Raw genomic sequence first — 26,307 nt, 5'->3', positions numbered from 1 at the left:
GGAATGAAAAAGATATTGTTGTTGCTGGTTGTAGTTGCTTTTAGTTCCTGTTCCATTAAGTTTAACGGAACTTCTATCCCTACGGAAATGAAAACGGCGAATGTGCTCTTTTTTGAAAACAACGCGACTTTAGTTGTTCCGACTATGGCGACTAACATCACGGAGGCTTTAAAAAACATGATTCGTAACCAGACCCGTCTGAATATTACGACCAATAATCCTAATGCGGTGTTTTCCGGGAATATTACCAATTATGACATCCGTCCAACTACGATTATTGATGCGAATAACAGCGGAGTTGCGAATACTTCTCCAATGAACAGGATGACCATTCGGGTGAATGTAAAATACACCAACAACCTGGATCCTAAGGCAAGTTTTGAGGAACCTATTGAGCGGTTTATTGATTTCCCGACTACAGGTGGGAATTTTACGCAGCAGGAGCCGGAACTGAATAGAAAAGTGATTGAATTAATCACACAGGATATTTTTAACCGTGCATTTGAAAATTGGTAGCATTTGAAAATTCAATTGTTAACTTAGCAACGTGGAGCAGGAAATAGACATGAGACAAGAACTGGAAGTATTATTAGCGGAACCTGAAAAGGTAAGACCCGATCATGCGCCTATGCTCAAAGATCTGGTGTCGAAATATCCTTTTTTTCAACCATTACATCTTTTACTGGCGAAAGCGAGTCTGGAAAGTGTAGAAAAGAATAGTGTACTTGCTACCGCAGCCTTATATACTAATGGGCAATTGCTTCATAATTTCCTCAATGAGCCGGAATATCTTGTAGATACTAAATTCAACGTTGTTTTTTCTCCTGCTTTTGACCAGCTGAGCAATCAGCCGGAAGCGTTAGAGGAGAACTTGCTGGATGAAGTACCTTCGGAATCTGAGGAAACGAATCCGGTGATGGAAGACTTAATGCCGGAGACCGACGATTTTGTATTGGAGAACATTGTTTCTACTGACTTTTTCGCTTTTCAGGATAACTTTAGTCCGGAGCCGGTTCCTGAAGCTGTTTTACAGGAAGAGGAGCGCATTGCGGCATTAGAAAAAGAAATCGCCCAACAGGAAGATCCGGTGGTGGTCAGCAAATATGATGACGACCAGTTGCCTTTCACCTTTTTGTGGTGGTTACATAAAACAAGAAAAGAATACCAGCAGATTTTTCAGCCTTATACCACACCAAAGGTGGCTGTTGAAGCCGCGTCGGGTAATTCTGCGGAGACTGGCAAGTCTAATGAGTTGCAACAACAGTATGTGGAGCACATCTTCCATTTACAGAGTCCACTGGCAGAGGAGCCTTCAACGGAATATATTCCGGGGAATCTGCACCATAAAGGAACGGATATCATTGATAGTTTCCTGAAGAATGATCCGCAGATCAGTCCGCCAAAAGCGGAACATATTAACACAGAGAACAAGGCTAAAAAGAGCGCAGAGGATCATAACGACCTTGTCTCGGAAACACTGGCCAAGATCTACATTGAACAAATGCTTTACGACAAGGCCATAGAGACTTATGAAAAATTAAGTTTGAAGTTTCCAGAAAAAAGCCGTTACTTTGCCGACCTTATCCAATCCATAGAAAAGAAAATTTAACCATATAACCGATTATGCTATTTTTAATTATTTTACTAATCATTGTTTGCGTTGCCTTAGGCCTATTTGTTTTGATACAAAACCCTAAAGGTGGTGGTCTTGCAACAGGCGGAACCGGCAGCAATATGTTTGGCGTTCAACGTACAGGTGATGTTCTTGAAAAGGGTACCTGGGTATTATTGGCATTAATCGTAGTGCTTACTTTATCTATTACGACTATTGCAAAAACAGGTGGATCAGCGGCATCAGCTGTAGATTCTAAAATCCAGGAACATTTGGACAAAACGCCTACACCATCTCCACTAGGAGGAGCTGCGCCAGCTACAACGGCTCCGGCAACTGCTACTCCAGATTCTGCAAAGAAATAAGAGATTCTCAAAAAGATATCTAAAGTCCGGTATGCATATGCCGGACTTTTTTTGTGCTTTCATTTTTCTCTCCTTTATCCACAATTCTGCCACTCTGACACGAAAATAGTTTTCGTCTAATCTATTAGCTGACAATGCCGTGTAAATTTGGCAAGGCAGCCTGCCTGGCATAGAAACTGATGTAGCTGGGGCACGTAATACTTTTACATTAATTTTAAAATTAAAAACAGAATAAGTTATGGCTTTAAACATTAAACCCATTGCAGATAGAGTAGTAATTGAAGCTGCTCCTGCCGAAGAAAAAACAGCTTCGGGTATCTTTATCCCTGATACAGCTAAAGAAAAACCTCAACAAGGAACAGTAGTTGCAGTAGGTCCTGGTAAATATGCCGAGGCTACTGGTAACTTAATCCCATTGAGCGTTAAAGCTGGAGATGTGGTATTATATGGTAAATACGGTGGTACTGAAATTACTTTCGAAGGTAAAGAGTATCTTATTATGCGTGAGTCTGATCTTTACGCTACACTTTAGTCGTTGAATTAACCTATTCAACCTTATTACAATCAATCATTAACAACAATATTTTAAAATGGCAAAGCAAGTAAGATATAATGTAGAAGCCCGTGACGCCCTGAAAAGAGGAGTTGACATTTTGGCTAATGCGGTAAAAGTAACTCTAGGTCCAAAAGGACGTAACGTAATTATTGACAAGAAATTTGGTTCACCTTCTATTACTAAAGATGGTGTTACTGTAGCAAAAGAGATCGAATTAAAAGATCCTATTGAAAATATGGGTGCTCAAATGGTTAAAGAAGTTGCTTCTAAAACTGCGGATATCGCAGGTGATGGAACGACTACTGCGACTGTATTGGCACAAGCAATTGTAACTGCTGGTATTAAAAACGTTGCTGCTGGTGCAAATCCAATGGATTTGAAACGCGGTATCGACAAAGCGGTTACAGCAATCGTTGCTAACTTAAAAGCACAATCTCAGACAGTAGGTGAAGACAATAACAAAATCAAACAAGTTGCTTCTATTTCAGCAAACAATGATGAAGTTATCGGTTCACTAATTGCTGAGGCAATGGGCAAAGTAGGTAAAGATGGTGTAATCACTGTGGAAGAAGCAAAAGGTACTGAAACTGAAGTAAAAACAGTTGAAGGTATGCAGTTTGACCGTGGTTACTTATCTCCATACTTTGTAACTAACGCAGATAAAATGGAAGCGGAATTAGAAAGCCCTTACATCTTAATCTACGACAAAAAAATCAGCAACATGAAAGAATTGTTGCCAATTTTAGAGAAACAAGTACAAACAGGTAAACCATTATTGATCATTGCTGAAGACTTAGATGGCGAAGCATTAGCTACATTAGTAGTGAACAAGATCCGTGGTTCTCTGAAAGTTGTTGCTGTTAAAGCTCCAGGTTTCGGTGACCGTAGAAAAGCAATGTTAGAAGACATCGCTATCTTAACTGGTGGTACTGTAATTTCTGAAGAAAGAGGTTATAAATTAGAAAATGTTGACCTTAGTTACTTAGGTACTGCTGAGAAAGTTCTTGTTGATAAAGACAATACAACGATCATCAATGGTGCAGGTAAATCTGAAGACATCAAAGCTCGCGTTAACCAGATCAAAGCTCAAATCGAGACGACTACATCTGATTATGACAAAGAGAAATTACAAGAGCGTTTGGCTAAATTAGCTGGCGGTGTTGCAGTTCTTTACGTTGGTGCAGCTTCTGAAGTTGAAATGAAAGAGAAAAAAGACCGTGTTGATGATGCTTTACATGCAACTCGTGCAGCTGTAGAAGAAGGTATTGTTGCAGGTGGTGGTGTTGCTTTCATCCGCGCAATCGAAGCTTTAGAAGGCATGAAAGGTGTGAATGATGATGAGACTACTGGTATTGCAATCGTTAAACGTGCAATCGAAGAGCCATTACGTCAAATCTGTCAGAATGCAGGTATTGAAGGTTCTATCGTAGTACAGAAAGTTAAAGAAGGTACTGGTGACTTCGGTTACAATGCCCGTACTGATGTATATGAAAACTTAATCGCTGCCGGTGTTATCGATCCAACTAAAGTAGGTCGTGTAGCATTAGAAAACGCAGCTTCTATCGCAGCGATGTTGTTAACAACAGAATGCGTATTAGCTGACGATCCGGAAGATGCTCCTGCTGGTGCAGGTATGCCTCCAATGGGTGGTGGTGGTATGGGTGGAATGATGTAATTCCAATCCAAAAACATTTAAAAAGCCCCGGAATTTCGATTCCGGGGCTTTTTTTTATGCGGAACGTTAGTTATTAATTTAAATTGTTAACATTAGCAAAAAAAGTTTTAAATTCATCTAAATATTATTTAGATGGCAAAACGTTCGCTATTTTTAACGCTTGTAGTATTCTTTACTACGCTCTTGAATTCTTATTCACAAATCACGACAGTAATAGTCGATCCGGGGCCGTATACTCCGGGATCCAGTATAGCGGCAACTTTCAAAATAGACTCTGCTAGTCCCAATTGCATCAGGACCAACAATGATTTTGAACTGTACCTCTCGGATGCTAATGGTAATTTTGTTTCCCCTACTCCAATCGGAACATATAAAGGGTTTTATTCTACGTTTGTAAATGGGACCATCCCTTACCTAACGCCAGCGGGGACAAATTATCAATTGAGAATTAAATCAACCAGTCTCGGAACATTTACCGGTCCAACAATACCGATCACTATAGTAACTGGAAAACCTGCTGTAGAGGCAAAACTAACCTCTTTATCCACTATTGGGACAAATCCTACTGCTTTTGGATCCTGTAATACCGATGAGAGAAATCCTCTTACTACATATAGTTTTAACAACGAGTCTACGGCTGCAAATGCAACTGTTAGTATTACAAATGAGCTAGCTACCCCTCCCACAACCGAACAATTAACATTCAGCTCAAAAGGCGACGACGGAACTCAAATCTTTGATGCAAAACTTGCACATTATACGATGTATGTGAAGGCTATAATGACTGATGGAACCATCGGAACAAAAGCCTATTTTTTAGTAAATAACCTTGCAGTTACTGCATTTACAACAACCAGTGGAAATACCGTTTGCTTTCCTACCGGGACGTTTGAATACAGGGTGACAACTTCGATTGCTGAGAATGGCATTGGCTTAAACTTTCCAGGAAATATTTACCAGATAGATTGGGGAGATGGAAACATTAATGACTTTACGTACTGTGATATTGTAAAAAACGGGAATAAGGTAAGTCACTCTTTTAGCAAATCTTCCTGTGGTTTACAATATACCTCAGGTACCCAAATTATATACAATGCTTTTGCAGTAAATGTTGGACTGATAAGTCCATTTTGTGCCAAAACCGGAGCACCTCTTTCTACACCGGCAAGGGTAGTCACCAGACCGAAAAATGAATTTATCGCACCGACCATTGCCTGTTTAGATGACGAAGTCCTCTTTCGAAATTCGTCAACCGCAGGAGAACAAGGAAATATCAGCTCCGCAGGCTGTAGCCCAAATAATATGTCATACACCTGGTGGGTTGATGGCGTAGCTATTGCATCAAATAAACCAAGATCCTTCGATTTCAAACATACTTTTACGACAAACGGCCCTCATGTTGTTAAGCTAACCTCCAACACACTCGGTGGCGGTTGTGTAGCAGACGATTTTTCTTTACCAATTTGTATTCAAAAGAAACCAACACCGATTTTCACTTTACCGGCTACAACTATTTGCCTCAGCTCTGGAACAATTACACCCACTAACAATTCCATTTTTGATAACATTTGTATCCCAAACGTAACCTATACATGGAATGTGAGTCCATCAACCGGAGTTACATACAATGTTAACGCCAATGCTCCTCAATTTACGTTTACCATACCAGGAATATATAACATCACATTAAAGGCAGAATCAGGTGCTTGTGCAGCAATCAGTCTCCCACAAAGAGTCGTTGTAAACGCACCTCCCTTTGCTGATATGTCTGGGCCAGTGACAATTTGTAAAACTGGACCTTTAACCTTCGATGCATCCGATGGCATAACAAAAACGATCGTCAGTGGTACACAAGAAATACTACCTGCCACCTACTTCTGGGAGGTAAGTGGTGGCGCTTATTCCTTTGTTGGTTCTTCAACGCCAAACTCCCAATATCCAACAATTAACTTTTCCGAATTCAAAATCTATACTGTCAAACTAACTCATACTAACAACTGTGGTACTTTCTCGGATAGCCAGGAAATCAAGATTTCTGCGGCTCCTGTTCCTGAAATTGACTTGGTTCCTCAGATCTGCTATGATGCTTCTGTCACATTAAATGCCAGGATAACCAATGGCAGTTTCAGTTCTTATATGTGGAGCAGCACAGCAGGTGGAACATTTACGAATACCAATACCTTAACCCCAACATTTACGCCATCCCCTGCTGAACGTGACGCAGGTAGCGCAACTATCACCTTAATGGTTAACACAGGTATTGAAGGAGAGTGTAAGTTCGTCCCGGGAACAGTCACTATTTTAATTTCCCCTAAGAACTCGGGTAGAAATGCGGCGCAGGAAATTTGTTCGGGAACATCAGCCAGTTACGACCCTTCATCAAGTGGTAGTCTTCCATTGAGCACCTTCAAATGGACTGCCCGTAATTTGGATGGGAATGCGACAGGTTTCAGCACTAGTACAGGTACAGGCATTATAAATGAAACCCTGTTAAATATAAGCCCGACAGTGAATGCGGTAGTTGTTTATGAAATCACCCCAATGGCAAACAACTGCGATGGTATTCCATTCACCTTTACAGTTACCATATACCCTAAACCATCTGCAATTGCGACAGCTGCCGAAGCTACCATTTGTAGTGGTAAGCCATCCGGAATCAGCTTAACCCCAACTTTACTAAACACAAAATATACCTGGATAAGTAGTGCTACCGGCGGAATAACAGGCCAGAACCCGCAGCTGATCGCTGCAGCAAGCACCTCAATAAATGATGTGTTGATCAATACTGGACCCACACAAGGTACAGTTACCTATGACATCACCCCAGTCTATAATGATTGCCCTGGTGTAGTATTCTCTATTACTATTAAAGTAGATCCTGCCATAACAGACGCAAAAGCAGGTCTAGATGAAGAAATTTGTGCAACCAACGTCTATACGTTGGCAGGGAATCCCGTTAAAACAGGAGAAACAGGCACCTGGACACTCAGCTCAGGTCCCAATGCCATAACTTTTATAGATATAGATGAGCATTCTCCAACTACTACTGCACAGGGATTAGTTGCTGGAGGAACCTATGTATTCAAATGGACCATCACAGGATCAGGCGTATGCGATCCTACGTCAGACGAGGTAAGCATCCATGTGAATGAGCCAACAGTTGCAGGAATTATTAATGGAGGGACTGTCAATGGCGGAACTACTGTTTGTTCAGGAACCAATACCGGTCAAATTAACCTGACTGGAAATAGAGGTTCTGTTGTCGAGTGGAAAAGCTCTATTGACAATGGTTTAACCTGGCAGACTGCTGCCGGAAACAATACTACTGGTACTTTAACTTATAATAACCTGACCACAGCTACTCAATATTATGCAGTGGTTAAAAACGGAAGTTGCCCGGAGGCAAGCACCAATACTATCACGATTAATGTTGCACCGCCAACCAGTCTGGCTAATGCCGGCCCGGATCAGGAATTATGTGAAGTGGTATCGGCCGACCTGAGCGCAAATGCACCTGCTGCCGGAGAATCCGGTCGTTGGGAATATGTTAGCGGTCCTGCAGCACCAACTATTGTAAGCCTTACAGATCCAGAAACCAAGGTAACAAATCTTCAAATTGGTGGAACTTATGAATTTAAATGGATTATCACCGGTAATGCACCCTGTGGTCCAACAGAAGATTTCGTCATCATCAAAAGTCTGGAACCAATTGACCAAAGTATCAGCAACCCACGTCCTGTTATTTGCTATGATCAGACCATACACATCACTGGAATTGCGCCCACTGGTGGCAACGGCGTTTATACCTATATCTGGGAAAGTAAAACACCTACGGGTTCCTGGACAGTAATTCCTAATGAAACTGGTCCAAACCTTGATATAACGCTCAGAGAAAGCATCAGTTTCAGAAGAATTGTGAATAGCGGTTCCTGTACGAAAACCAGTAACGAAACTGATATTATTGTTCAGCCGCCAATCACTAATAATGTAATTTCTGCGGACCAGAGCATTTGTAATGACGTTGCTCCTGCTGTCATTACAGGAACAACTCCTGTAGGATCCGATGGCAATTTCTTTTACATCTGGGAGTCTAGTACAGATGGAGGAGCCACATGGGCAAACCTAAATTCTTCTGGTCCGGATTACCAGGCACCAAGATTAACCACTACTACTGCCTACCGCCGAATCGCGTATACAACGATCTGCAATGGTGCTCAACGAAGCATCAGCATTCCGGTTACGATTACCGTTAGACCAGATCCAATTGCCTTTTTTACTGCTACTAATCAGACTGGCTGCGCACCTTTCCTGATTAACTCAGCTAATGTAAGGGCAGCAGAACACCCATTGATCAATGACATCTATACCTGGTATATCAATGATGTACTCCATAATACAGGTCCAATTTTCAGTGACTATACTATCACCGAAAATGGACAGCCCATCACCATCAAACTAGTGGTAACACCTAAGGTAGGTTGTAATACCAAAGAGTATATCCTGGTTTTCAATACCAGACCAGCGGTTCCTGCTTCGTTTACCCAGAGTGATACCGAGATTTGTGGACCAGCGGGGGTAAGATTTGTCAATACTTCCTTGCTAAGTGCTGGAGCTACCTTCTTATGGGATTTTGGAAACGGACAAACCTCTACCCAGGCAAACCCTGCACCCGTTAATTTTAATCCAGATCCGGCAGGGAGAGACCTGACCTATACCATCAGTCTAACTTCTACTACACCATGCGGTAGCAACACAGTTACCTCTACCCTCCTGGTTAAAGCTGTACCGATTGCTGTATTCTCTCCAAGTAAAACGGTAGGATGTTCGCCGATGTTGGTTAATTTCAGCAATACCTCTCCGGGAGGAACGAACACTTATACTTATGATTTTGGTGATGGAAGTCCTACAATTACCACAACAAATAAGCTCCAACCGATAAGCCATACCTACAATACTACAGTTACCACAACTTTTGTTGCGACCATGACAGCAGTAAATGATTGTGGAACCGATATCAAAAGGTATAACATTCAGGTTTCTCCACAAAACATCACCCCTGAACTGGTGGTTGATGCCAATGAGAAAAAAGGATGTGCACCATTAACCGTAAATTTCGACAATAACTCTATCGGGGCAACGCATTTCACATTCGACTTCGGAGACGGCGGAACCATGAATACCACGGCACCAGGAAGGGTGCAACACATATTTACCAAACCAGGTAAGTATACCATCACCATGACCGCCTTTAACAATTGCTCAGAAATTATCGAAACAGAAGAAGTGGAAGTATTGGAACAGCCTCTTGCCGCTTTCAACGCAGACATCACTCTGGGTTGTGCCGGACTTGCCGTCCAATTTAAAAATACTACTCAGGATGGCTTCAGCTATGTATGGGACTTCGGCGACGGAACTACTTCCAACGAATTTGAACCTAGACATGTTTACAATGGAGACAAGGAATATTATACCGTCACCCTGACCGCAACCAACACACTAGGTTGCAGCATCGCTGTCAGCAGGAATCAATACATCCATATTGTTCCGCCTCCCGTAGCGGCCTTCTTTGTGAACCCTTCTACCCTCATCAGCATCCCTGATTATACCTTCAAATTTGAAGATGAGAGTACCAATGGCCCGACCACCTGGGCATGGGACTTTGGAGATGGAACGACCTCTGAGAAACAACATCCGATCCATACTTATCCAGATACAGGAACTTATAAAGTAACCTTAACTACCTTCAATCAACAAGGTTGTTTCACCAGCACCTTTAAACATGTTACGATAAAAGGCGTTCCGGGCTATCTGTTTGTACCGAACTCCTTCATTCCCGGTAGTGAGTATCCGGAATTGAGAACCTTTAGCGCCAAAGGATCGGGAATTGCCACCTGGAAATTCAGTGTTTTCAACAAATGGGCTGAGCTCGTGTGGGAAACCACCAAATTAGACGAAGGCAGACCCGCAGAAGGTTGGGATGGCAATTATAAAGGCAGTCCTGCGCCACAAGGCGTTTACTATTGGAAAATAGACGTAAAAATGATCAATGGAACGGAATGGAAAGGCATGACTTACGACAAGTCTGCCCCAAAACGTACAGGTGCAATACATTTAATCAGATAGCCATGAAAAGAGGACAGCAATTGACAATGATCATCCTGATGATGGGGGCCAGCTTATACGTTCAGGCACAAGACCATATTTATTCTCAGTTTTTTAATGCGCCAATATATCTAAACCCCGCTTTAACAGGACAATTTGAAGGAGATATCCGCGTGAACATGATCTATAGAAATCAATGGTCGGGACTTAGTGGCGATTTATCTTATATCTCGGCCTCCGCAGATTTAAACATCCCAAGTTTTGCAGGTGGTGTAGGTCTGATTTTTAACCGCAGCAGCGAAGGAACTGCATTTCTGGTTAAAAACAACGCAGCCATGACTTATGCCTACAGTGTAGGTAGTGATGATTTTCTAGTTTCCTTTGGGATACAGGCCGGTTTCACCAATCGCCAGATCAACTGGGATAAACTGGTATTCTCTGATCAGATCGACCGTAGATTAGGTTACATTCCCGGAAGTGTTTCTTCTGCGCAACCACCGCAAATCGACAATAAAATCTTCTTTGATGCCGCAGCAGGTACAAATATTATCGTCCATAATTTTATGATTGGACTAGGTGTTCATCACCTCAATCAGCCCGACGAATCCTTTACGGGAACAGTCGCCAAGCTACCAATGCGTTTTAGCGCTAATGCCAGTTACCGCCTTTCTTTAAACCCATATAGTGGTTACGGTGATGATGAAGGCCCCTATATCATTCCTTCGGTTGTTTATTACAAACAGGAAAAATCAAGCTCACTAAGCCTGGGTGCACAGTTTAAATACAAAAGTGTAAGTACCGGGCTCTGGTACCGCAACAACTCACAGAGCGGTCCGGATGCGGTTGTATTCTCGCTCATATTCGACCTGTTTAAAGGCAATCGCAATGGCGAAAAATTAAGATTAGGGATCAGTCATGACGCCACCACTTCCGGCATCAATTACACCAATACCAGCGGAACAACGGAGGCAAGTATTGGTTATGAGAAATATTTCCCAAATAGCTCCAGCTATAATAAATTTAATGGGCTACGCTGTTATGACTTCTACTAACCGGCATCTACTTTCAGGCAAATCTTTGTTACCTTTAGCTGAGAAATAAGCTATGGACAACATTTTAGAAAGCAACCACTTCCTGACGCAGGCAGAAGTCAACAAGTTTTTACTCGCCACGCTTTTGTGCGGCCTGATTGGCGCGGAAAGGGAGCTCAGAAGCAAGCAAGCCGGATTGAAAACGATGATCATGATCGGATTGGGTTCTACCCTTTTCACCATTCTATCGATAAAAATCGGGATGACCAGCCATGACCGGATCGCTTCAAATATTGTCACAGGAATTGGTTTTCTCGGAGCAGGGGTCATCTTTAAAGAAGAGAACCAGGTAAAAGGGCTGACTACAGCCTGTGTGATCTGGATTGTTGCCGCAATTGGTATGGCCACCGGTGCCGGCTATTATGAACAGGCGACCGGCGTAACTTTAATCGTTCTTGCCGCATTACTGGTCTTTCCTTTTCTGGAGGAAATGGTAGAACAACGATTCACCAAACGAGTGTACCGCATCGTCAAGAAATATGAAGATGAGAGCCTCGAGAAATACGAAGAAGACCTTAAAGGTTCGGGATTAAGGCTAACCAGGGGGAAACAGGAACTGGCCAACGGCACCATCAGTGGGACCTGGGTGGCCATCGGAAGTCCCAAAAATCACAAGCGATTTGTAGACCGCATGCTCCAGGACAAAAAGATCATTGCCTTTGATTTTTAAGGTCCTTAAAGGGTCACAAAATCATTCCAAAGCAGCATTTATCACTTAAACCATCCAATTAGTAGCCTAAAATGTCACTTAACTATCTTAGCTTTGTATTATGCAAAGGGAACAGATCTCAGTTTTTGATATTTTTAAGATAGGTGTTGGGCCATCCAGCTCACATACCTTAGGTCCATGGCGGGCTGCTCAACAATTTACTGCATTATTAAAACAGAAAGATCTGCTGGAACAAGTAGATCAGGTCAAGATCTTATTATACGGTTCCCTCGCTAAAACCGGAAAAGGTCATGGTACCGATGTGGCTATCCTTTTGGGGTTAATTGGCGCAGATCCGGTAACCTTTGACGTGAATTCTATTGATTCTACCGTAGAAGAAATCAAAACTTACAAAGTATTGAACTTAAACGGCGAAAAGGACATCCCTTTCAACTACGAGGAAGACCTGGTTTTTCTTTTCTTTGAAAGCCTTCCCTTCCACCCCAATGCGGTTACTTTTCAAGCCTTCTTAAACACCGGAAAAGCCATTTCTGAAACCTATTATTCTATAGGTGGCGGTTTTGTGGTGAAAGAAGGAGAAACAGGTAGTGATAAAGAGCAGGTAGAGCTTCCCTTCCCTGTGGAGAAAGCCGCAGATCTTTTGCACTGGTGTCTGACTACCGGATTGAAAGTTTCGGAAGTAGTGATGGAGAATGAACTGGCCTGGCGTACCGAAGCGGAAACCAGAAAAGGCATCATGCAACATTTCAACGTGATGAAGGACTGTACTTACAGGGGTTGTCATACTGCGGGCTTCTTACCCGGCGGACTAAACGTAGCCAGAAGGGCCTGTGCTTTGAATAAGAGATTGGTTGGCAACCATGCCTATACGAATTATGACAGATGGTTGATGGCGGTCAGAGCCGGTGGAAATGGCTTCAACTATATCCTGGATTGGGTGAGTTGTTTTGCCCTGGCGGTGAATGAAGAAAATGCTTCATTTGGTCGTGTAGTGACTGCACCTACCAACGGTGCTGCGGGCGTAATCCCGGCAGTTTTACAATATTATATTGCCTTTTGCGATGGCTATACCGAGGAGAAAATCGTGCAGTTTATTGCCTGTGCTTCTGAAATAGGCAGCATTTTCAAAAAAGGAGCAACAATCTCAGCGGCAATGGGCGGCTGTCAGGCAGAAATCGGAGTTTCTTCCGCAATGGCCGCAGCAGCATTAACAGAATGTTTAGGCGGTTCTCAACGTCAGGTATTAATGGCGGCAGAAATCGCAATGGAGCACCATTTAGGTTTAACTTGTGATCCGATTGGAGGTCTGGTACAGATTCCATGTATCGAAAGGAATACCATGGGCGCAATTAAAGCCATTACTGCCAGTCAGCTGGCCTTGCAAAGTAATCCTGATAAAGCAAAAGTAAGTTTAGATGCAGTAGTGAATACCATGTGGGAAACGGCACTGGATATGAACTCCAAATATAAAGAAACATCAGATGGTGGTTTGGCCACCAATATTCCAATCAGCTTACCGGAATGTTAACCGGACAATACTGATATATTTATTAAAGGGCTTAGTTTATTTTAAGCCCTTTAAAATTTTTGATTCTAACTGAACTGCCCAATCGAGGTACATTTTTTCTGAAGGATGTAATCCATCTGAAGCCACTAAAGATTCGTCTGATTTTGCCAGACGCGAAGCCGGAGTGATGTCCGTATAACTGACTCCTTCCGCCAGTGTTTCTTCTCTGTTGATCATATTAAAAGCATCTATTTCTTTCGCAATATCTTCCGTATCCCGGCCACTTTGACGGCCAAAAGGAGTAGCTCCCCAATCCGGAATAGAAACTACAAATACCCGTGATTTTTGTCCGCCGGCAAATGCGATTGCCGTTTTCAGCAAATCCCTGAATTCAGCACGGTAAGTGGTTTTCGACGCTCCACGGTATTGATTGTTTACCCCGATCAACAAGGTAACGATGTCAAATTGCTGTTGAATTCCCGCAGCTTTTATTCCTTCCTGTAGTTCGGAGGTTGTCCAGCCTGTTTTGGCAACAATCACTGGTCTACCCACATCCAGCCCTTTATCATTTAAGCGTTTACTCAGCTGATGCGGAAAACTGCCGGACAGCGGAAGAGCCTCTCCAATCGTATAAGAATCGCCAATGGCTAAATAAGTCAGGGTATCTGCAGGCATCATGGTTTTTATATTGTTTTTTTCGCAAGCCAATAATACCAATAATAACAGAGATATCAGAAAGGGTTTCATAATTAGATATACGGGAAAGGCGATCTCACAGTTTTATAGCAACAAGCTAAGCATGAAGATGTCCTGTAAACATTTTATAACCGTAATTGACCAGGATGATCGTTCCTGTGAACACATAGAGGACCTTAATCAATTTATCGGAGTTCCCTTTATAAAAGTAATGAGCTGGCAAAGCGATGCTGAAAGTAAGTAGCAGTGGTATTGTCGGGGGATAAAGATGAAAACTCTCCTGCCATTGCCCGTTGATTAAGGCAAGCATTGACCTTTGAAAGCCACATCCCGGACAATCCAGTCCTGTCAGGTATTTGAATGGGCAGGGAATAAAAAAGCGATCCGCCTGACCTATAAAAGAAGACCAGCCGAATCGCAGATATATCAATAAGTTATACAATTAAGCCTGAGGCGTAGTTGGTGGTTGATTAAAAGGGTTATTCCCGCCTCCGAATGGGTTATTCATTCCATTGAATCGCTGTGCTTCCGCAGCTGAAGGCCCAAGGTATTTAGCTGGTCCGAAGCCTAGCAAGGGTACAAAAATGAAAGAAAATAATACCAATCCAACAGTATACCCCTCATCCTTACCGAAACTTTTGCTCAGTAGGTTCAAAAGCCAGATGCCAAAGATCGGCGCGGTACATGGGATTAGTAACCAGAGAATCCAGATGGTTGGCTTACCGACAATCTCAACCAGGACAATCATATTGTAAATGGGAATGAGTGATGCCCAGCCCGGTTTTCCGGCTTTTTCGAATATTTTCCACATGCCGATGATGTTCATCAAACCCAGGAAAAGCATAAACAGTACGAAGCCTGTTGAGAAAAATCCGAAACTTTCGGAAGGAACGTAAGTGTAATCCATATTTCGTTTTTTTATATAAAGATAATATTTACAGTCAAAAAAACAAGAAATAATTACGGTTAACGATAAGAATATTAGAATAGCTCCATTTGAAATAACTGAGCGATATGTCCTTTCAAAACACCCTTCACTTCTTCCATATCCAGTTTACGACCTAACTCGCGTTCCATGGAAGTCACATCTTTATCATCGATGCCACAAGGGACAATATTTTTGAAGTAGCTGAGGTCTGCATTGACATTGAAAGCAAAACCATGCATGGTTACCCACCTGCTGCATCTTACTCCCATTGCACAGATTTTACGTGCTTTATCAGTATCTGCATCTAACCAAACACCGGTAAAGCCGGGCGATCTGCCTGACTCAATACCATAATCTTTTAGGGTTAACATGATGGCATCTTCGAGTGTGCGGAGATAAAGATGAATATCTGTGAAAAAGTTATCCAGATCGAGGATCGGGTAGCCTACAATTTGTCCGGGGCCATGGTAAGTAATGTCGCCACCCCGGTTTATTTTATAATAAGTAGCTTCTTTTTCTATCAGCCCCTGTTCATCCAGTAACAGATTTTCGGGATGACCACTTTTACCAAGTGTATACACATGGGGATGTTCTACAAAAACCAGGTAGTTTGGTGTTTCCAGCTCCGTACCATTGTTTCTGTTACCGGTTTTAACCGCTATCGTCTGATTAAAAATCAGCTCCTGCTTATCCCAGGCCTCCTGATAATCGGTCAGTCCCCAATCTATGAATGCTACTTTCTTATTCATCATTTGAAAATTAAGCGACTACATAACCCAGCATATAGCCATCAGCGGTTTTAAAGTAGTTGACGGTTAGTTCTTTCATTCCCTCGGGAAGTGTGACCAACGCATTCAGACTACCTTCATTTTTAAGCTTGAAAGGTTTGATGTAAATGTCCTGTTTGAACTCGAGACCTTTTCTGCCATTCCATTTATAGATGGCTTCTTTGGCACACCAGCAAACGTAAAGGCCGTTGATATTATCTCCAATTTGCTTCTGAGCAAGCTCGATATCAGAAAGGAACTTATGTCTGATACTTTTGATCTTATGTTTGATCAATTCGATATCTACTCCAACTTTCCTGTTTTTACCAATAATCACCGCTGCATAATCATAAGAATGACTCAGGGAGATATGGTAATCGAGGTTGGGCAGGAAGGGCTTCCCATGCTCATCCATCTGACAATCAATATATTCAGATGTATTTAGCATGGTTCTCAGCAGCACACGAGTACTTAACCAGTGCAGCAGGCGTTTCCCGTTGCTTAAAGAGGAAATAAAATCCAGCTCATGCTGTTTCAATTGTAGGCCGGAAAGCAACTGCTCTTCGGTCTCTTCGATTTTCCATACAGCAAGTATGGTATTCTCGTCAATATTTTTATTAAAAACTACGGGCATCTCTATTTTAGAAAACTATGCAAAAGTATCTTAAATTAATCATAATTTAGCCCAATACTTGATAAAATGATACTTTCCGACAAACGAATTCTCGAAGAAATTGAGAAGGGTACCATCATAATTGAACCTTTTAAACCCGAATGTCTGGGTACAAACTCCTATGACGTACATTTAGGCAAATACCTGGCTACATATACCGATAGAGTCCTTGATGCCAGGGCGCACAATAAAATCGAAAACTTCGAGATCCCAAAAGACGGATTTGTGCTGCAACCGGGTACACTTTACCTGGGCGTAACCCTGGAATATACAGAAACACATGCACACGTTCCATTTCTGGAAGGGAAGTCCAGCACCGGACGCCTGGGTATAGACATCCATGCAACGGCAGGAAAAGGCGATGTAGGTTTTTGTAATACCTGGACACTGGAGGTTTCATGCCAGCAACCGGTAAGAATTTATGCAGGAATGCCAATTGGTCAATTGATCTACTTTGGTGTAGACGGCGAAATTGAAACCATGTACAATACTAAAGGAGACGCAAAATATAACAATAAGACCACTAAACCAGTGGAAAGCATGATGTGGAAAAACGAGTTCTAACAGCTTAATTCTCTTTCTTTTAAATTTACTTTAAGCCTCAATATTTGTATATTGAGGCTTTATTATTTGTTATTAATGCTCATAACTTATGAAACGTAAATTCCGTTATCCCCTTTTGTTAATTACCGGCGTCTTCTTCGCTTTTGCGGCAGGAGTACTGAATGATAACTTTGATGTACTCCTCGAAAGAATGAAGGAATTCAATCAAAAATATCCTCAGGAAAAAGTCCACTTGCACCTCGACAAGCCGTATTACGCCATCGGAGATAACATCTGGTTTAAAGCTTATCTCTACAATGCAACCACTCAGGACCCCTCCGGTATCAGTAAAATACTATACGTAGAATTGATTAACGAAAGAGACTCCGTCAAACAGCAATTGAAACTCCCTGTGATGGCTGGGGCAACCTGGGGTAACTTTAGTCTGCCGGATACACTGACACAAGGAAATTACAGAATCCGCGCCTATACCCAATGGATGAGAAATACCGGTCCGGAGTTCTTTTACGATAAGACCATTAAAATAGGGTATTCCTGGACCAATCTGGTTTCCACAAATACCACTTACAACTATAGCAAAGAAGACAAAGGAGAAAAGATTGATGCCAACATCAGCTTCAAAGACAAAGACGGTAATCCTTACGCGGGCAATGACGTCAGGTATGAAGTACAGCTGGATTCAAAAAGCCTCCTAAAGGGCAAAGCGACCACCAACAACCAGGGAGAAATTTCCTTAAGCTTCTTAAATAACCAAGCTGATATTAATAAAAAAGGAAGAATTATTGCCACGATCACCTTACCGGAAGACAAGAAGGTAACCCGTGAAATTCCGATTAAAGCGACCTCCAGATCTGTGGATGTCCAGTTTTTCCCGGAAAGTGGAAACCTGATCAATGGCCTTCCTACTAAAATCGCGGTAAAAGCGGTCAATGCATCGGGCCTTGGCGAGAACATCAGCGGGATCATTCTGGATGAAAACGGAGTGGAAGTCAACAGCTTTGAAACCAAATACCTGGGCATGGGAAGCTTCGTGATCAACCCACAGGGCGGTGTCAGGTACCATGCGAAGGTTAAATTTGCTGATGGTTCTGAAAAAGACATTAACCTGCCGGTGACTCAAAGCTCTGGTTACGGCATGACGGTCCTCGCCACCGATAAAGACAAAGTAACCATCAAAATCATGAGAAGTGACGACCTTAGCGGGCCTGTAAAACTCAGACTTGTGGGACAACACAATGGCAACGTACTTTTCAGTCCTGTTGTCAACATTACAGATCAGCTGGCTACCGTCAATATCCCAAAAAAAGACCTCCTGGAAGGTATCTTACAGCTCAGCCTGTTTTCTGAAAGTAATCAACCTATTGCCGAACGCCTTGCTTTTATTTACAATTCAGCGGACCGCGCAAACGTACAGTTGTCTACCGAAAAGACCGTGTATGCAAAAAGAGAGAAAGTCGACATCAAGCTGACCAGTACTTTTAACGGAAATCCGGTCCCTGGAATGTTCTCTGTATCAGTTACCAATAACAATGCGGTGAAGCCGGAACCGGAAACTGAAAGCAATATCCTCAGCAACCTGTTACTTACCGGAGACCTGATTGGTTATATTGAAAAGCCCAATTATTACTTTATAGAGGAAAGCCCGGAAGTGATCCAAAACATGGATAACCTGATGCTGACTCAGGGATGGCGCAGGATATTATGGAAAAATGTGATCAGCAATACCCCACCTATCATCAGATTTCAACCGGAAAAATCACTGGGTATTAGTGGTGTGGTTACTAACTACTCAGGCAAACCCTCTCCTAACAGCAAAGTCACCCTCCTTTCTACAGCAAATGGGTTTTTCGCGCTGGATACGCTGACGGATGCACAGGGAAAATTTAACTTCGACAATCTGCTTTTCCTGGATGACCCTAAATTTATCGTACAGGCCAGAACCGAGAAAGGCAAAAAAAGACTGGACATCACAATGGACGTCGTTCCTGGACAAGTGGTTACCAAAAGCAAGAATACCGGAGATATAGAAATCAACGTTAATGAGGCATTGTCTGCTTACCTGAAACAAAGTACTAACTATTTCAACGACCAGAGTAAGCGTGGTATGTTACAGAAAACCTTACAGTTGAAGGAGGTGAAAATCACGCAACAAAAGCAGCAGGCTAAAAATTCTCAGAACTTAAACGGGGCAGGCAGGGCCGATGCCGTCATTACTGCGGAACAGCTCGTTGCCTGTAACACACTGTCCATGTGTTTGCAAGGTCGTGTGGCCGGGTTAATGATCATGAATGGAAAAGCTTATCTATCGAGGAGCGGTGGAAGGGCGGCTATGGCTATCGTATTGGACGGGATGCGTCTGGACGATGCCAATCTGGATGATATTAATGTAATGGATATTGAAACTGTTGAAGTTCTTAAATCGATTGGAAACACGGCCATTTATGGTAGTGGAGGCGTAGGAGGTGTATTAGTTATCACTACTAAACGTGGCGGTGGTAATTATTCCAGTACTATTACCCCGGGCTTGATCGTTGTTACTCCTAAAGGTTACAACGTTCCAAAAGAATTCTACTCACCTAAATACGATGTTGAGGAGCCTAACAGGGCACCTGATTTAAGATCTACCGTATATTGGGGTCCGCAACTACTGAGCGGTGTGGAAGGAAAAACTAATTTCACATTTTTCAATACTGACGAACCGGGAACCTATAGGGTAGTTTTGGAAGGAATGGACCTGATGGGACACCTGGCAAGAACAGTTTATACTTATGAAGTAAAATAATAAATATATGAATACGATAAAAGTCACCATAAAAGACCATTTAGCACTGATTACTTTAGACCGTGGAAAATCGAATGCCTTAAACCGCGAAATGATCACCGAGCTGAATGATATGATGAACAGCATTTCTTCGGACCCAAATATTGCAGGAGTAATCATCACCGGAAAGGAAAACTTCTTTTCTGCCGGATTAGACCTGATCGAACTGTATAATTATTCTGAGGAAGAAGCAGAGTCATTCTGGCATCTTTTTCTGGACTTTACCGCTAACATTACTGCTTTCCGCAAACCACTGGTAGCTGCAATCAATGGCCACAGTCCGGCGGGTGGTTGCGTCATTGCACTGGCTTGCGATTACAGGGTGATGTCAGAAGGAAAGGCAATTATCGGACTAAATGAAGTACCGGTAGGCATCATTGTTCCCGGCAGTATTTTTAGCCTGTATTCATTTTGGATTGGCACTGCTCATGCCACCAGAAGCTTGCTGGAAGGCAAATTATTTACTCCGGAGGAGGCCCTTAAAATCGGCCTCGTGGATGAATTGATCAATCCGGCAAGCATTATCACCGCAGCGGAACGCAAGATCAGAAAATACATGGCCATGGAAAGAAACACCTGGGAGCAAAGTAAGCTGAACATCAGAAAAGACCTGATCGCTGCAACGCGTGCCAACCAAACAGAAGCATTGGCTATTATGTTGAAGCAATGGTGGGCACCTACCACCAGAAATATTTTGAAAACCATCATTGATAACCTGCAAAAAAAATAGCTTATGTACAACCAACCTATGTTAAGAGATGATGCTTTAAAAGGAAAAACGATCGTAATCACTGGCGGCGGAACCGGCCTTGGTAAAGCGATGGGAATGTATTTCCTGACATTGGGCGCCAATCTGGTGATCACCAGCAGAAAAGCTGAGGTCCTGGAAAAGACAGCCGCAGAGATGGAAAAAGAAACCGGTGGCAAAGTTTTGGCCGTGGTATGCGATGTCCGCGAATATGAGCAGGTGGAAAATGTGCTTGCCGAAACCCTGAAAACCTTTGGTCGTGTAGATGTTCTGCTGAACAACGCTGCAGGGAACTTTATCTCGCCAACAGAAAGACTCTCGGCAAATGCTTTCTCTACTGTAATTGATATTGTATTGAAAGGTTCTGTGAACTGTACGCTGGCCTTTGGCAAGCACTGGATCAAGGAAAAACAAAGTGCTAATGTATTAAATATTGTCACCACCTATGCCTTTACCGGCTCTGGTTATGTAGTACCTTCTGCCTGTGCAAAGGGTGGTGTCCTGGCCATGACGCGTTCTTTGGCCGTAGAATGGGGTAAATACGGCATCCGTACCAATGCCATTGCACCGGGACCATTTCCTACCAAAGGAGCCTGGGAACGTCTTTTACCTGGAGATCTGGCGGAGAAGTTCGACTTTAAAAACAGGGTACCATTGAAACGTGTTGGGGAACATCAGGAGCTGGCCAATCTGGCTGCCTTTCTGATCAGCGATTTCGCGGGATATATTAATGGGGAAGTCATCAGTATTGATGGCGGAGAATGGTTGCAAGGTGCCGGTCAGTTTAACGGACTGGAAGCCATTCCGGATGATATGTGGGATATGTTTGCCCAAATGACAAAATCTGCTAAAGGGAGTTAATCCTTTAGCAGTAAATGATAAATTACCATCTTATTAAAGCACTGGCCCAGGTAAAACCTGATCCAAAGGCGGCCAGACAAACCAGGTCGCCTTCTTTAATTTTCCCCGCTTCCCATGCTTCACATAAAGCAATCGGCACAGAAGCCGCGGTGGTATTTCCATATTTCTGAATGTTATTGAATACTTTGTCGTCGCTCAGTCCCAGCAACTGCTGTACATATTGACTGATCCTTAGATTTGCCTGATGAGGAATCAGCATATCCAGATCTGCCGGTGTCAGGTTATTGGCCTCTAATGCTTCTTTAATCACTTCCGGAAACTTCACTACTGCCTTTTTAAACACGGCAGGGCCATCCATATACGGAAGAGCGGCACCACTTTCCAGCTGTTCGGTGGTCATAAATAAACCGCCCAATTCCTGATCCGGATAACCAGGCTTATCTTTCAACCATTTATTGGCACTGGCACCGGGATAATACATAGCCAGAATCTCTGCATCAGCACCATCGCTATGCAGATGCGTGCTCATGATCCCCTGTCCGTCTTTTGTAGCAGGCTGTAACACTACTGCTCCCGCCCCATCACCAAAAATCACGGAAACATTTCTGCTACGGGTTTCAAAATCCATCGCAAAAGAGTGTTTTTCGCTACCTACCACGAGAATATTTTTATACATCCCCGTTTTAATGAACTGATCGGCGATAGAAAGGGCATAAACAAATCCTGAACATTGGTTTCTCACATCCAAGGCCCCAATCTCCTTCATTTTCATTTCGCGTTGCAGCAAAACGCCACAACCAGGAAAATAATAGTCGGGACTTAAGGTTGCAAAGATGATAAAATCGATGTCTTGTGCGGTAGTTCCTGCACGTTCGATGGCAATTTTCGCGGCTTCTACCCCCATTGTGGTGGTGGTTTCTTCCAGGCGATCTGCAAATCTGCGCTCTTTTATTCCTGTGCGTTCCTGTATCCAGGCATCATTTGTATCCATGAAACGGGACAAATCATCATTGGTATAAACATTCTTAGGCACGTAATATCCTATTCCGGCGATTTTTGAACGATGCATGATATTTGGATTTAATACAAATTTTAAGCAAAATAAACTTTAACTACAACATTATTTTGAAATTAGCTTATTTTTGTAAGATGTCAACAGAAACAAAAGAAGAAACCTTTACACTAGAAGAGATACTAACCTCGTTAAAAACCGTGCATCGGTTAATCCTTTGGAATGATGATATAAACACATTTGACCATGTCATTTACTGCATGATGAAATACCTGGATTATTCAGAAAGCCAGGGTGAGAAAATTGCTTTGGAAGTCCACAACAAAGGGAAATGTGCGGTATTAGAAGGATCCTTCACAGAAATGGAAGTTTACCGTAAGATTTTACAGCAAGAAGGTTTAACCGTTACTGTCGACTAAACCTCCCTTATTTCTTCTTTTAATGCCGGTAACCCATCTATTTTAATCAAGTTGTTGAATTACGGCGCTAAGCTCCTCTTGCGTGCTTTGCGTCTTATCTTTGGCGTACCAGCTATGAAGTTGCTCAGCGATGAGCATCATATCTGTGCTTTCTTTCTTCCATTCTGCCAGCAGGGTTTGCAGCACTTTCGGTCGCGGGCCCCATTGAGAAAGCACCTTTCCGGCATCATCTAAAATCAGCAATACGGGAATCGCACGGCCGCCATTTGTTAAATGCGCATCTATTAATGGCAAATTCTGATCTCTCAAAACAAATTTAAGGCTTAATTTCTCCGGACAAGCGCTTGCAATCTTATTAAAAACCGGAACAATCTGTGCGGCATCACCACACCATCCTTCAGAAATCACCAGAAAACGATATTGCTTTTTCAGTTTTTTCAGAGCTTCCAATAAATCAGGATTTAACGTCACCGTTTTATCTACCCTGTTCATTCTCTGCACATTCATCTTTGTATAATGTAGCATGGCATCGCTATGGTCTTCGCCTGTTGTTTTCTTTTGCGACAGCAATTCATTCACTAATTCGCGGTAAGCAGCATAGCTGATCCCTTCGTTTTCAAAAATATTAGGGTAATTAATCATATTTAGCTGTAATAAAATAGTTACGACTCCTTTTTTAAACCTCCGGACCTTTTCTTTGTCCATCCTAAACAAAACCAAAACTAAGAGAGAAAGTTCCGATGAAGAATCCGTTACACAAAGTACTATTTTTAACCCTTGCCATTTGTATTACAACTGTAAAACTTAATGCCCAAACTACCGGCGACGGCAAGATTACCGCGAAAGTGGTCGATGCCAAAACCAATGAAACCATTCCATTTGCTACGGCCGTCATCATTGACAGAAAAACCAAAGCCATGGTTAAAGGTGTTCAAACTGATATCAACGGAAACTTATCCCTTGTTGGTTTACCAAAAGGAGTTTTCACCTTTAAATTAAGCTATGTAGGCTATCAGACCATGGTACGCGATTCGATATCGATCAATCCCACAATCAAAGACATCAACCTTGGCACCATCAAAATGAAAACTGCCAAAGGAACCGCGTTGAATGAAGTGGCCATTACCGCCCAAAAAAGCACAATGCAACTGGGCGTAGATAAAAAAGTCTTTTCTGTAGACCAGAGTTTAGTGAGTGAAGGTGGCTCGGCCTCCGATCTTTTACAAAACGTTCCTTCTGTACAATCGGATATGGACGGAAATGTAAGCTTAAGAGGCTCTACAGGTGTTAAAGTACTGATTGATGGAAAGCCTTCACTGATTGCCGGCGGAAATGTGGCGCAAATCCTCCAATCTATTCCGGCAAGTTCTATTGAAAGCGTAGAGCTGATCACCAACCCATCTGCAAAATATGATGCCGAAGGACAGTCGGGTATCATCAATATCGTCTTAAAGAAAAACAAGAAGCTCGGACTAAACGGAAGTCTGGCTTTAACTGCCGGAAACCGCGACAACTATAATGCGAGCACCAGTTTAAGTTTCCAAAATAACAAAGTAAACCTTTACGGAAATTACAGTTACCGCTATGGCAACCGTCTTGGTGGTGGTTTTAACAACATCACCTATCGGGACCCTAACTCAGCTACGGCCTTTGCCAATCAGAATACCGACTCTAAATCTTTAGATAAAGGGCACAATGCGAAAGCAGGAATGGATTATTACCTGACGGATAAAGACGTTATCAGCTTCTCTGCGGGCTTTAACCTGAGAGACAACGACAGAACTGAACTATTGACCATCGACAAGTTAAACCCGCTGTATCAGCCATTAGAGCTAAGCAGAAGAACAAATACCAATCTTGGATCGGGCGGCAGTTACGACCTGAACCTTGATTTTAGCCATAAGTTTAAAAAACCAAAAGAGGAGCTGACCTTCAATCTGAGCTTTTCTGAAGGAGACAACGACAATTTACAACTGTACAATACAGAAATTTACAACATCAATGGTACAGCAGTAAATCAACTTCCAGAATTGATTCGTAACGATGGAAGCGGAATCAACAGAAATTACAACTTCCAGACTGATTATACCCTTCCGCTTGGTAAAACAGGAAAACTGGAAGCCGGTTACCGCAGTCAGATCCGCATTGCAGAGAACAGTACTTTTTCAGAAATGTTCGATAATAATGCCGGAGAATATCAGCCGAACCTGGATTTAACCAATGATTTCAACAGCAAGGATCAGGTACATGCCATTTATGCCAACTACCAGAACAGCGTTAAAAACTTCGGTTATCAGGTAGGATTAAGAGCGGAGGATGCCACATTGGACACCCGTTTAGGTGTATTCAGCAATGCCGGACAACTGAGTTATATCCCTGGAAAAGTAGCCTATACCAGGTTATATCCAAGTGTTTTCTTAACGCAGAAATTATCAAAAGAACAACAAATACAACTGAGCTATAGCAGAAGGGTAAACAGACCGAGAGGCTGGGATACCAACCCATTCCTGGACGTTTCAGATCCTTTAAACTACCGTCAGGGAAATCCAAACCTTAAACCGGAGGATGTACATGCCTTTGAATTGAGCTACAGCAAATACTGGCCGAAGATCACCTTCATCTCTACCGCTTACCTGCGTCAGACAAATGATGTGATCCAGAGAATCAGAACAGAGCCTGATCAGGACGGAATTACCATCACTACTCCTGAGAACTTAACCAAAGAATTGTCCAGCGGACTGGAATTAATCGGTCGTTTTGATGTGCTTAAAGCCTGGAATTTCACGGCCAATGCCAATTTATACCAGAGTAAAATTGAAGGTGTTCCTGCATTTGGGATTATCGAAAACTCAGGCTTCACCTGGAATGCCAACTTAACCAATAACATCGTTTTACCTTACAACGTTACCTTGCAAATCAAAGGAGACTATCGTGCGCGTCAGGTGATGGCACAAGGTACAAGAAACGCGATGTATGGGGTAGATGCAGGTGCGAAATACGATTTCAAAAACAAGAAAGCTTCTTTAAGTCTGAATGTAAGAGATCTTTTCAATACCCGTGCATGGAGCATGACCACCAGCACCGCAAACTCGCTGGTTGATTTCAAACGTTTCATGCAAGGCACAATGGGAAGTTTAACCTTCTCTTACCGTTTTGGAAAGAGCGATTTCAGTTTCAAGAAACCCAAAAAATCAGACCAGTCGGAAATGCGTTCCGATGAAGAGTCATTTTAAGTATATT

General features: G+C 42.6%; 22 protein-coding genes. 15 read left to right on the top strand and 7 right to left on the bottom strand.

Annotated features, from left to right (window positions below; all coding sequences use genetic code 11):
- The first annotated feature begins 3 nt into the window (after positions 1–3).
- From lptE to OQX61_RS04270, 9 genes are all read left to right on the top strand, one after another.
- On the top strand, positions 4–516 hold the full coding sequence (lptE, locus tag OQX61_RS04310; protein WP_265840447.1) for an LPS assembly lipoprotein LptE: 513 nt from the start codon (positions 4–6) through the stop codon (positions 514–516).
- Between the two features lie 31 nt (positions 517–547).
- Positions 548–1,609 (top strand): hypothetical protein, encoded by a 1,062-nt coding sequence (locus OQX61_RS04305; RefSeq protein ID WP_265840446.1) that lies wholly within the window; start codon positions 548–550, stop codon positions 1,607–1,609.
- Between the two features lie 14 nt (positions 1,610–1,623).
- Positions 1,624–1,977, top strand: a complete 354-nt coding sequence (secG, locus tag OQX61_RS04300; protein ID WP_265840445.1) for a preprotein translocase subunit SecG — start codon at positions 1,624–1,626, stop codon at positions 1,975–1,977.
- A 238-nt stretch (positions 1,978–2,215) separates the two neighbouring features.
- The gene (gene groES / locus OQX61_RS04295) at positions 2,216–2,509 is read left to right on the top strand and encodes a co-chaperone GroES (protein WP_265840444.1); all 294 of its coding nucleotides are present in this window, start codon (positions 2,216–2,218) and stop codon (positions 2,507–2,509) included.
- 58 nt (positions 2,510–2,567) lie between these two features.
- Positions 2,568–4,208: a chaperonin GroEL gene (gene groL / locus OQX61_RS04290; protein WP_265840443.1), complete on the top strand. Its 1,641-nt coding sequence runs from the start codon at positions 2,568–2,570 to the stop codon at positions 4,206–4,208.
- Positions 4,209–4,340: 132 nt separating this feature from the next.
- Entirely contained in the window at positions 4,341–10,331 is a 5,991-nt protein-coding gene (locus tag OQX61_RS04285) for a PKD domain-containing protein (protein ID WP_265840442.1), read from the top strand.
- Between the two features lie 2 nt (positions 10,332–10,333).
- A complete protein-coding gene (locus OQX61_RS04280) occupies positions 10,334–11,362 on the top strand; it encodes a PorP/SprF family type IX secretion system membrane protein (protein ID WP_265840441.1) in 1,029 nt (342 codons plus the stop codon).
- Positions 11,363–11,414: 52 nt separating this feature from the next.
- The gene (locus OQX61_RS04275) at positions 11,415–12,071 is read left to right on the top strand and encodes an MgtC/SapB family protein (RefSeq protein ID WP_265840440.1); all 657 of its coding nucleotides are present in this window, start codon (positions 11,415–11,417) and stop codon (positions 12,069–12,071) included.
- A 100-nt stretch (positions 12,072–12,171) separates the two neighbouring features.
- Positions 12,172–13,599 carry an L-serine ammonia-lyase gene (locus tag OQX61_RS04270; protein WP_265840439.1) on the top strand — a complete coding sequence of 476 codons (1,428 nt, stop codon included), beginning with the start codon at positions 12,172–12,174 and terminating at the stop codon, positions 13,597–13,599.
- Between the two features lie 36 nt (positions 13,600–13,635).
- On the opposite strand, the gene OQX61_RS04265 is transcribed toward OQX61_RS04270, so the two are convergent.
- The 5 genes from OQX61_RS04265 to OQX61_RS04245 all read right to left on the bottom strand — a co-directional run bounded on the left by OQX61_RS04265 (position 13,636) and on the right by OQX61_RS04245 (position 16,603).
- Entirely contained in the window at positions 13,636–14,325 is a 690-nt protein-coding gene (locus tag OQX61_RS04265) for an SGNH/GDSL hydrolase family protein (RefSeq protein WP_265840438.1), read from the bottom strand.
- 46 nt (positions 14,326–14,371) lie between these two features.
- Entirely contained in the window at positions 14,372–14,704 is a 333-nt protein-coding gene (locus OQX61_RS04260; protein WP_265840437.1) for a DUF2752 domain-containing protein, read from the bottom strand.
- 12 nt (positions 14,705–14,716) lie between these two features.
- On the bottom strand, positions 14,717–15,181 hold the full coding sequence (locus OQX61_RS04255; protein ID WP_265840436.1) for a DUF5684 domain-containing protein: 465 nt from the start codon (positions 15,179–15,181) through the stop codon (positions 14,717–14,719).
- A gap of 74 nt (positions 15,182–15,255) precedes the next feature.
- Positions 15,256–15,951: a lipoyl(octanoyl) transferase LipB gene (gene lipB, locus OQX61_RS04250; RefSeq protein ID WP_265840953.1), complete on the bottom strand. Its 696-nt coding sequence runs from the start codon at positions 15,949–15,951 to the stop codon at positions 15,256–15,258.
- Positions 15,952–15,961: 10 nt separating this feature from the next.
- On the bottom strand, positions 15,962–16,603 hold the full coding sequence (locus OQX61_RS04245; RefSeq protein ID WP_062550659.1) for a 4'-phosphopantetheinyl transferase superfamily protein: 642 nt from the start codon (positions 16,601–16,603) through the stop codon (positions 15,962–15,964).
- Positions 16,604–16,669: 66 nt separating this feature from the next.
- Between OQX61_RS04245 and dcd the strand changes: the two genes are divergently transcribed.
- From dcd to OQX61_RS04225, 4 genes are all read left to right on the top strand, one after another.
- Positions 16,670–17,206 (top strand): dCTP deaminase, encoded by a 537-nt coding sequence (dcd, locus tag OQX61_RS04240; RefSeq protein ID WP_265840435.1) that lies wholly within the window; start codon positions 16,670–16,672, stop codon positions 17,204–17,206.
- 88 nt (positions 17,207–17,294) lie between these two features.
- Positions 17,295–19,988 carry a TonB-dependent receptor plug domain-containing protein gene (locus OQX61_RS04235; RefSeq protein ID WP_265840434.1) on the top strand — a complete coding sequence of 898 codons (2,694 nt, stop codon included), beginning with the start codon at positions 17,295–17,297 and terminating at the stop codon, positions 19,986–19,988.
- Positions 19,989–19,995: 7 nt separating this feature from the next.
- The gene (locus tag OQX61_RS04230) at positions 19,996–20,757 is read left to right on the top strand and encodes an enoyl-CoA hydratase/isomerase family protein (protein ID WP_265840433.1); all 762 of its coding nucleotides are present in this window, start codon (positions 19,996–19,998) and stop codon (positions 20,755–20,757) included.
- A 3-nt stretch (positions 20,758–20,760) separates the two neighbouring features.
- On the top strand, positions 20,761–21,636 hold the full coding sequence (locus OQX61_RS04225) for an SDR family oxidoreductase (protein WP_265840432.1): 876 nt from the start codon (positions 20,761–20,763) through the stop codon (positions 21,634–21,636).
- 22 nt (positions 21,637–21,658) lie between these two features.
- On the opposite strand, the gene OQX61_RS04220 is transcribed toward OQX61_RS04225, so the two are convergent.
- The gene (locus OQX61_RS04220) at positions 21,659–22,705 is read right to left on the bottom strand and encodes a beta-ketoacyl-ACP synthase III (RefSeq protein WP_265840431.1); all 1,047 of its coding nucleotides are present in this window, start codon (positions 22,703–22,705) and stop codon (positions 21,659–21,661) included.
- Between the two features lie 80 nt (positions 22,706–22,785).
- Here OQX61_RS04220 and OQX61_RS04215 point away from each other — a divergent pair, with 80 nt between their 5' ends.
- The gene (locus OQX61_RS04215; RefSeq protein WP_265840430.1) at positions 22,786–23,067 is read left to right on the top strand and encodes an ATP-dependent Clp protease adaptor ClpS; all 282 of its coding nucleotides are present in this window, start codon (positions 22,786–22,788) and stop codon (positions 23,065–23,067) included.
- Positions 23,068–23,109: 42 nt separating this feature from the next.
- Here the strand turns inward: OQX61_RS04215 and OQX61_RS04210 are convergent, their stop codons facing one another.
- Positions 23,110–23,709: a thioredoxin family protein gene (locus tag OQX61_RS04210; protein WP_265840429.1), complete on the bottom strand. Its 600-nt coding sequence runs from the start codon at positions 23,707–23,709 to the stop codon at positions 23,110–23,112.
- Between the two features lie 98 nt (positions 23,710–23,807).
- Between OQX61_RS04210 and OQX61_RS04205 the strand changes: the two genes are divergently transcribed.
- Complete coding sequence (locus tag OQX61_RS04205) at positions 23,808–26,300, top strand: TonB-dependent receptor (RefSeq protein ID WP_265840428.1); 2,493 nt, start codon at positions 23,808–23,810, stop codon at positions 26,298–26,300.
- Positions 26,301–26,307 lie beyond the last annotated feature (7 nt).

The organism is Pedobacter sp. PLR (assembly GCF_026239675.1).
GTDB lineage: Bacteria > Bacteroidota > Bacteroidia > Sphingobacteriales > Sphingobacteriaceae > Pedobacter.
The sequence above is the reverse complement of the archived record's forward strand: the minus strand, read 5'-3'. Positions and strand labels throughout refer to the sequence as shown.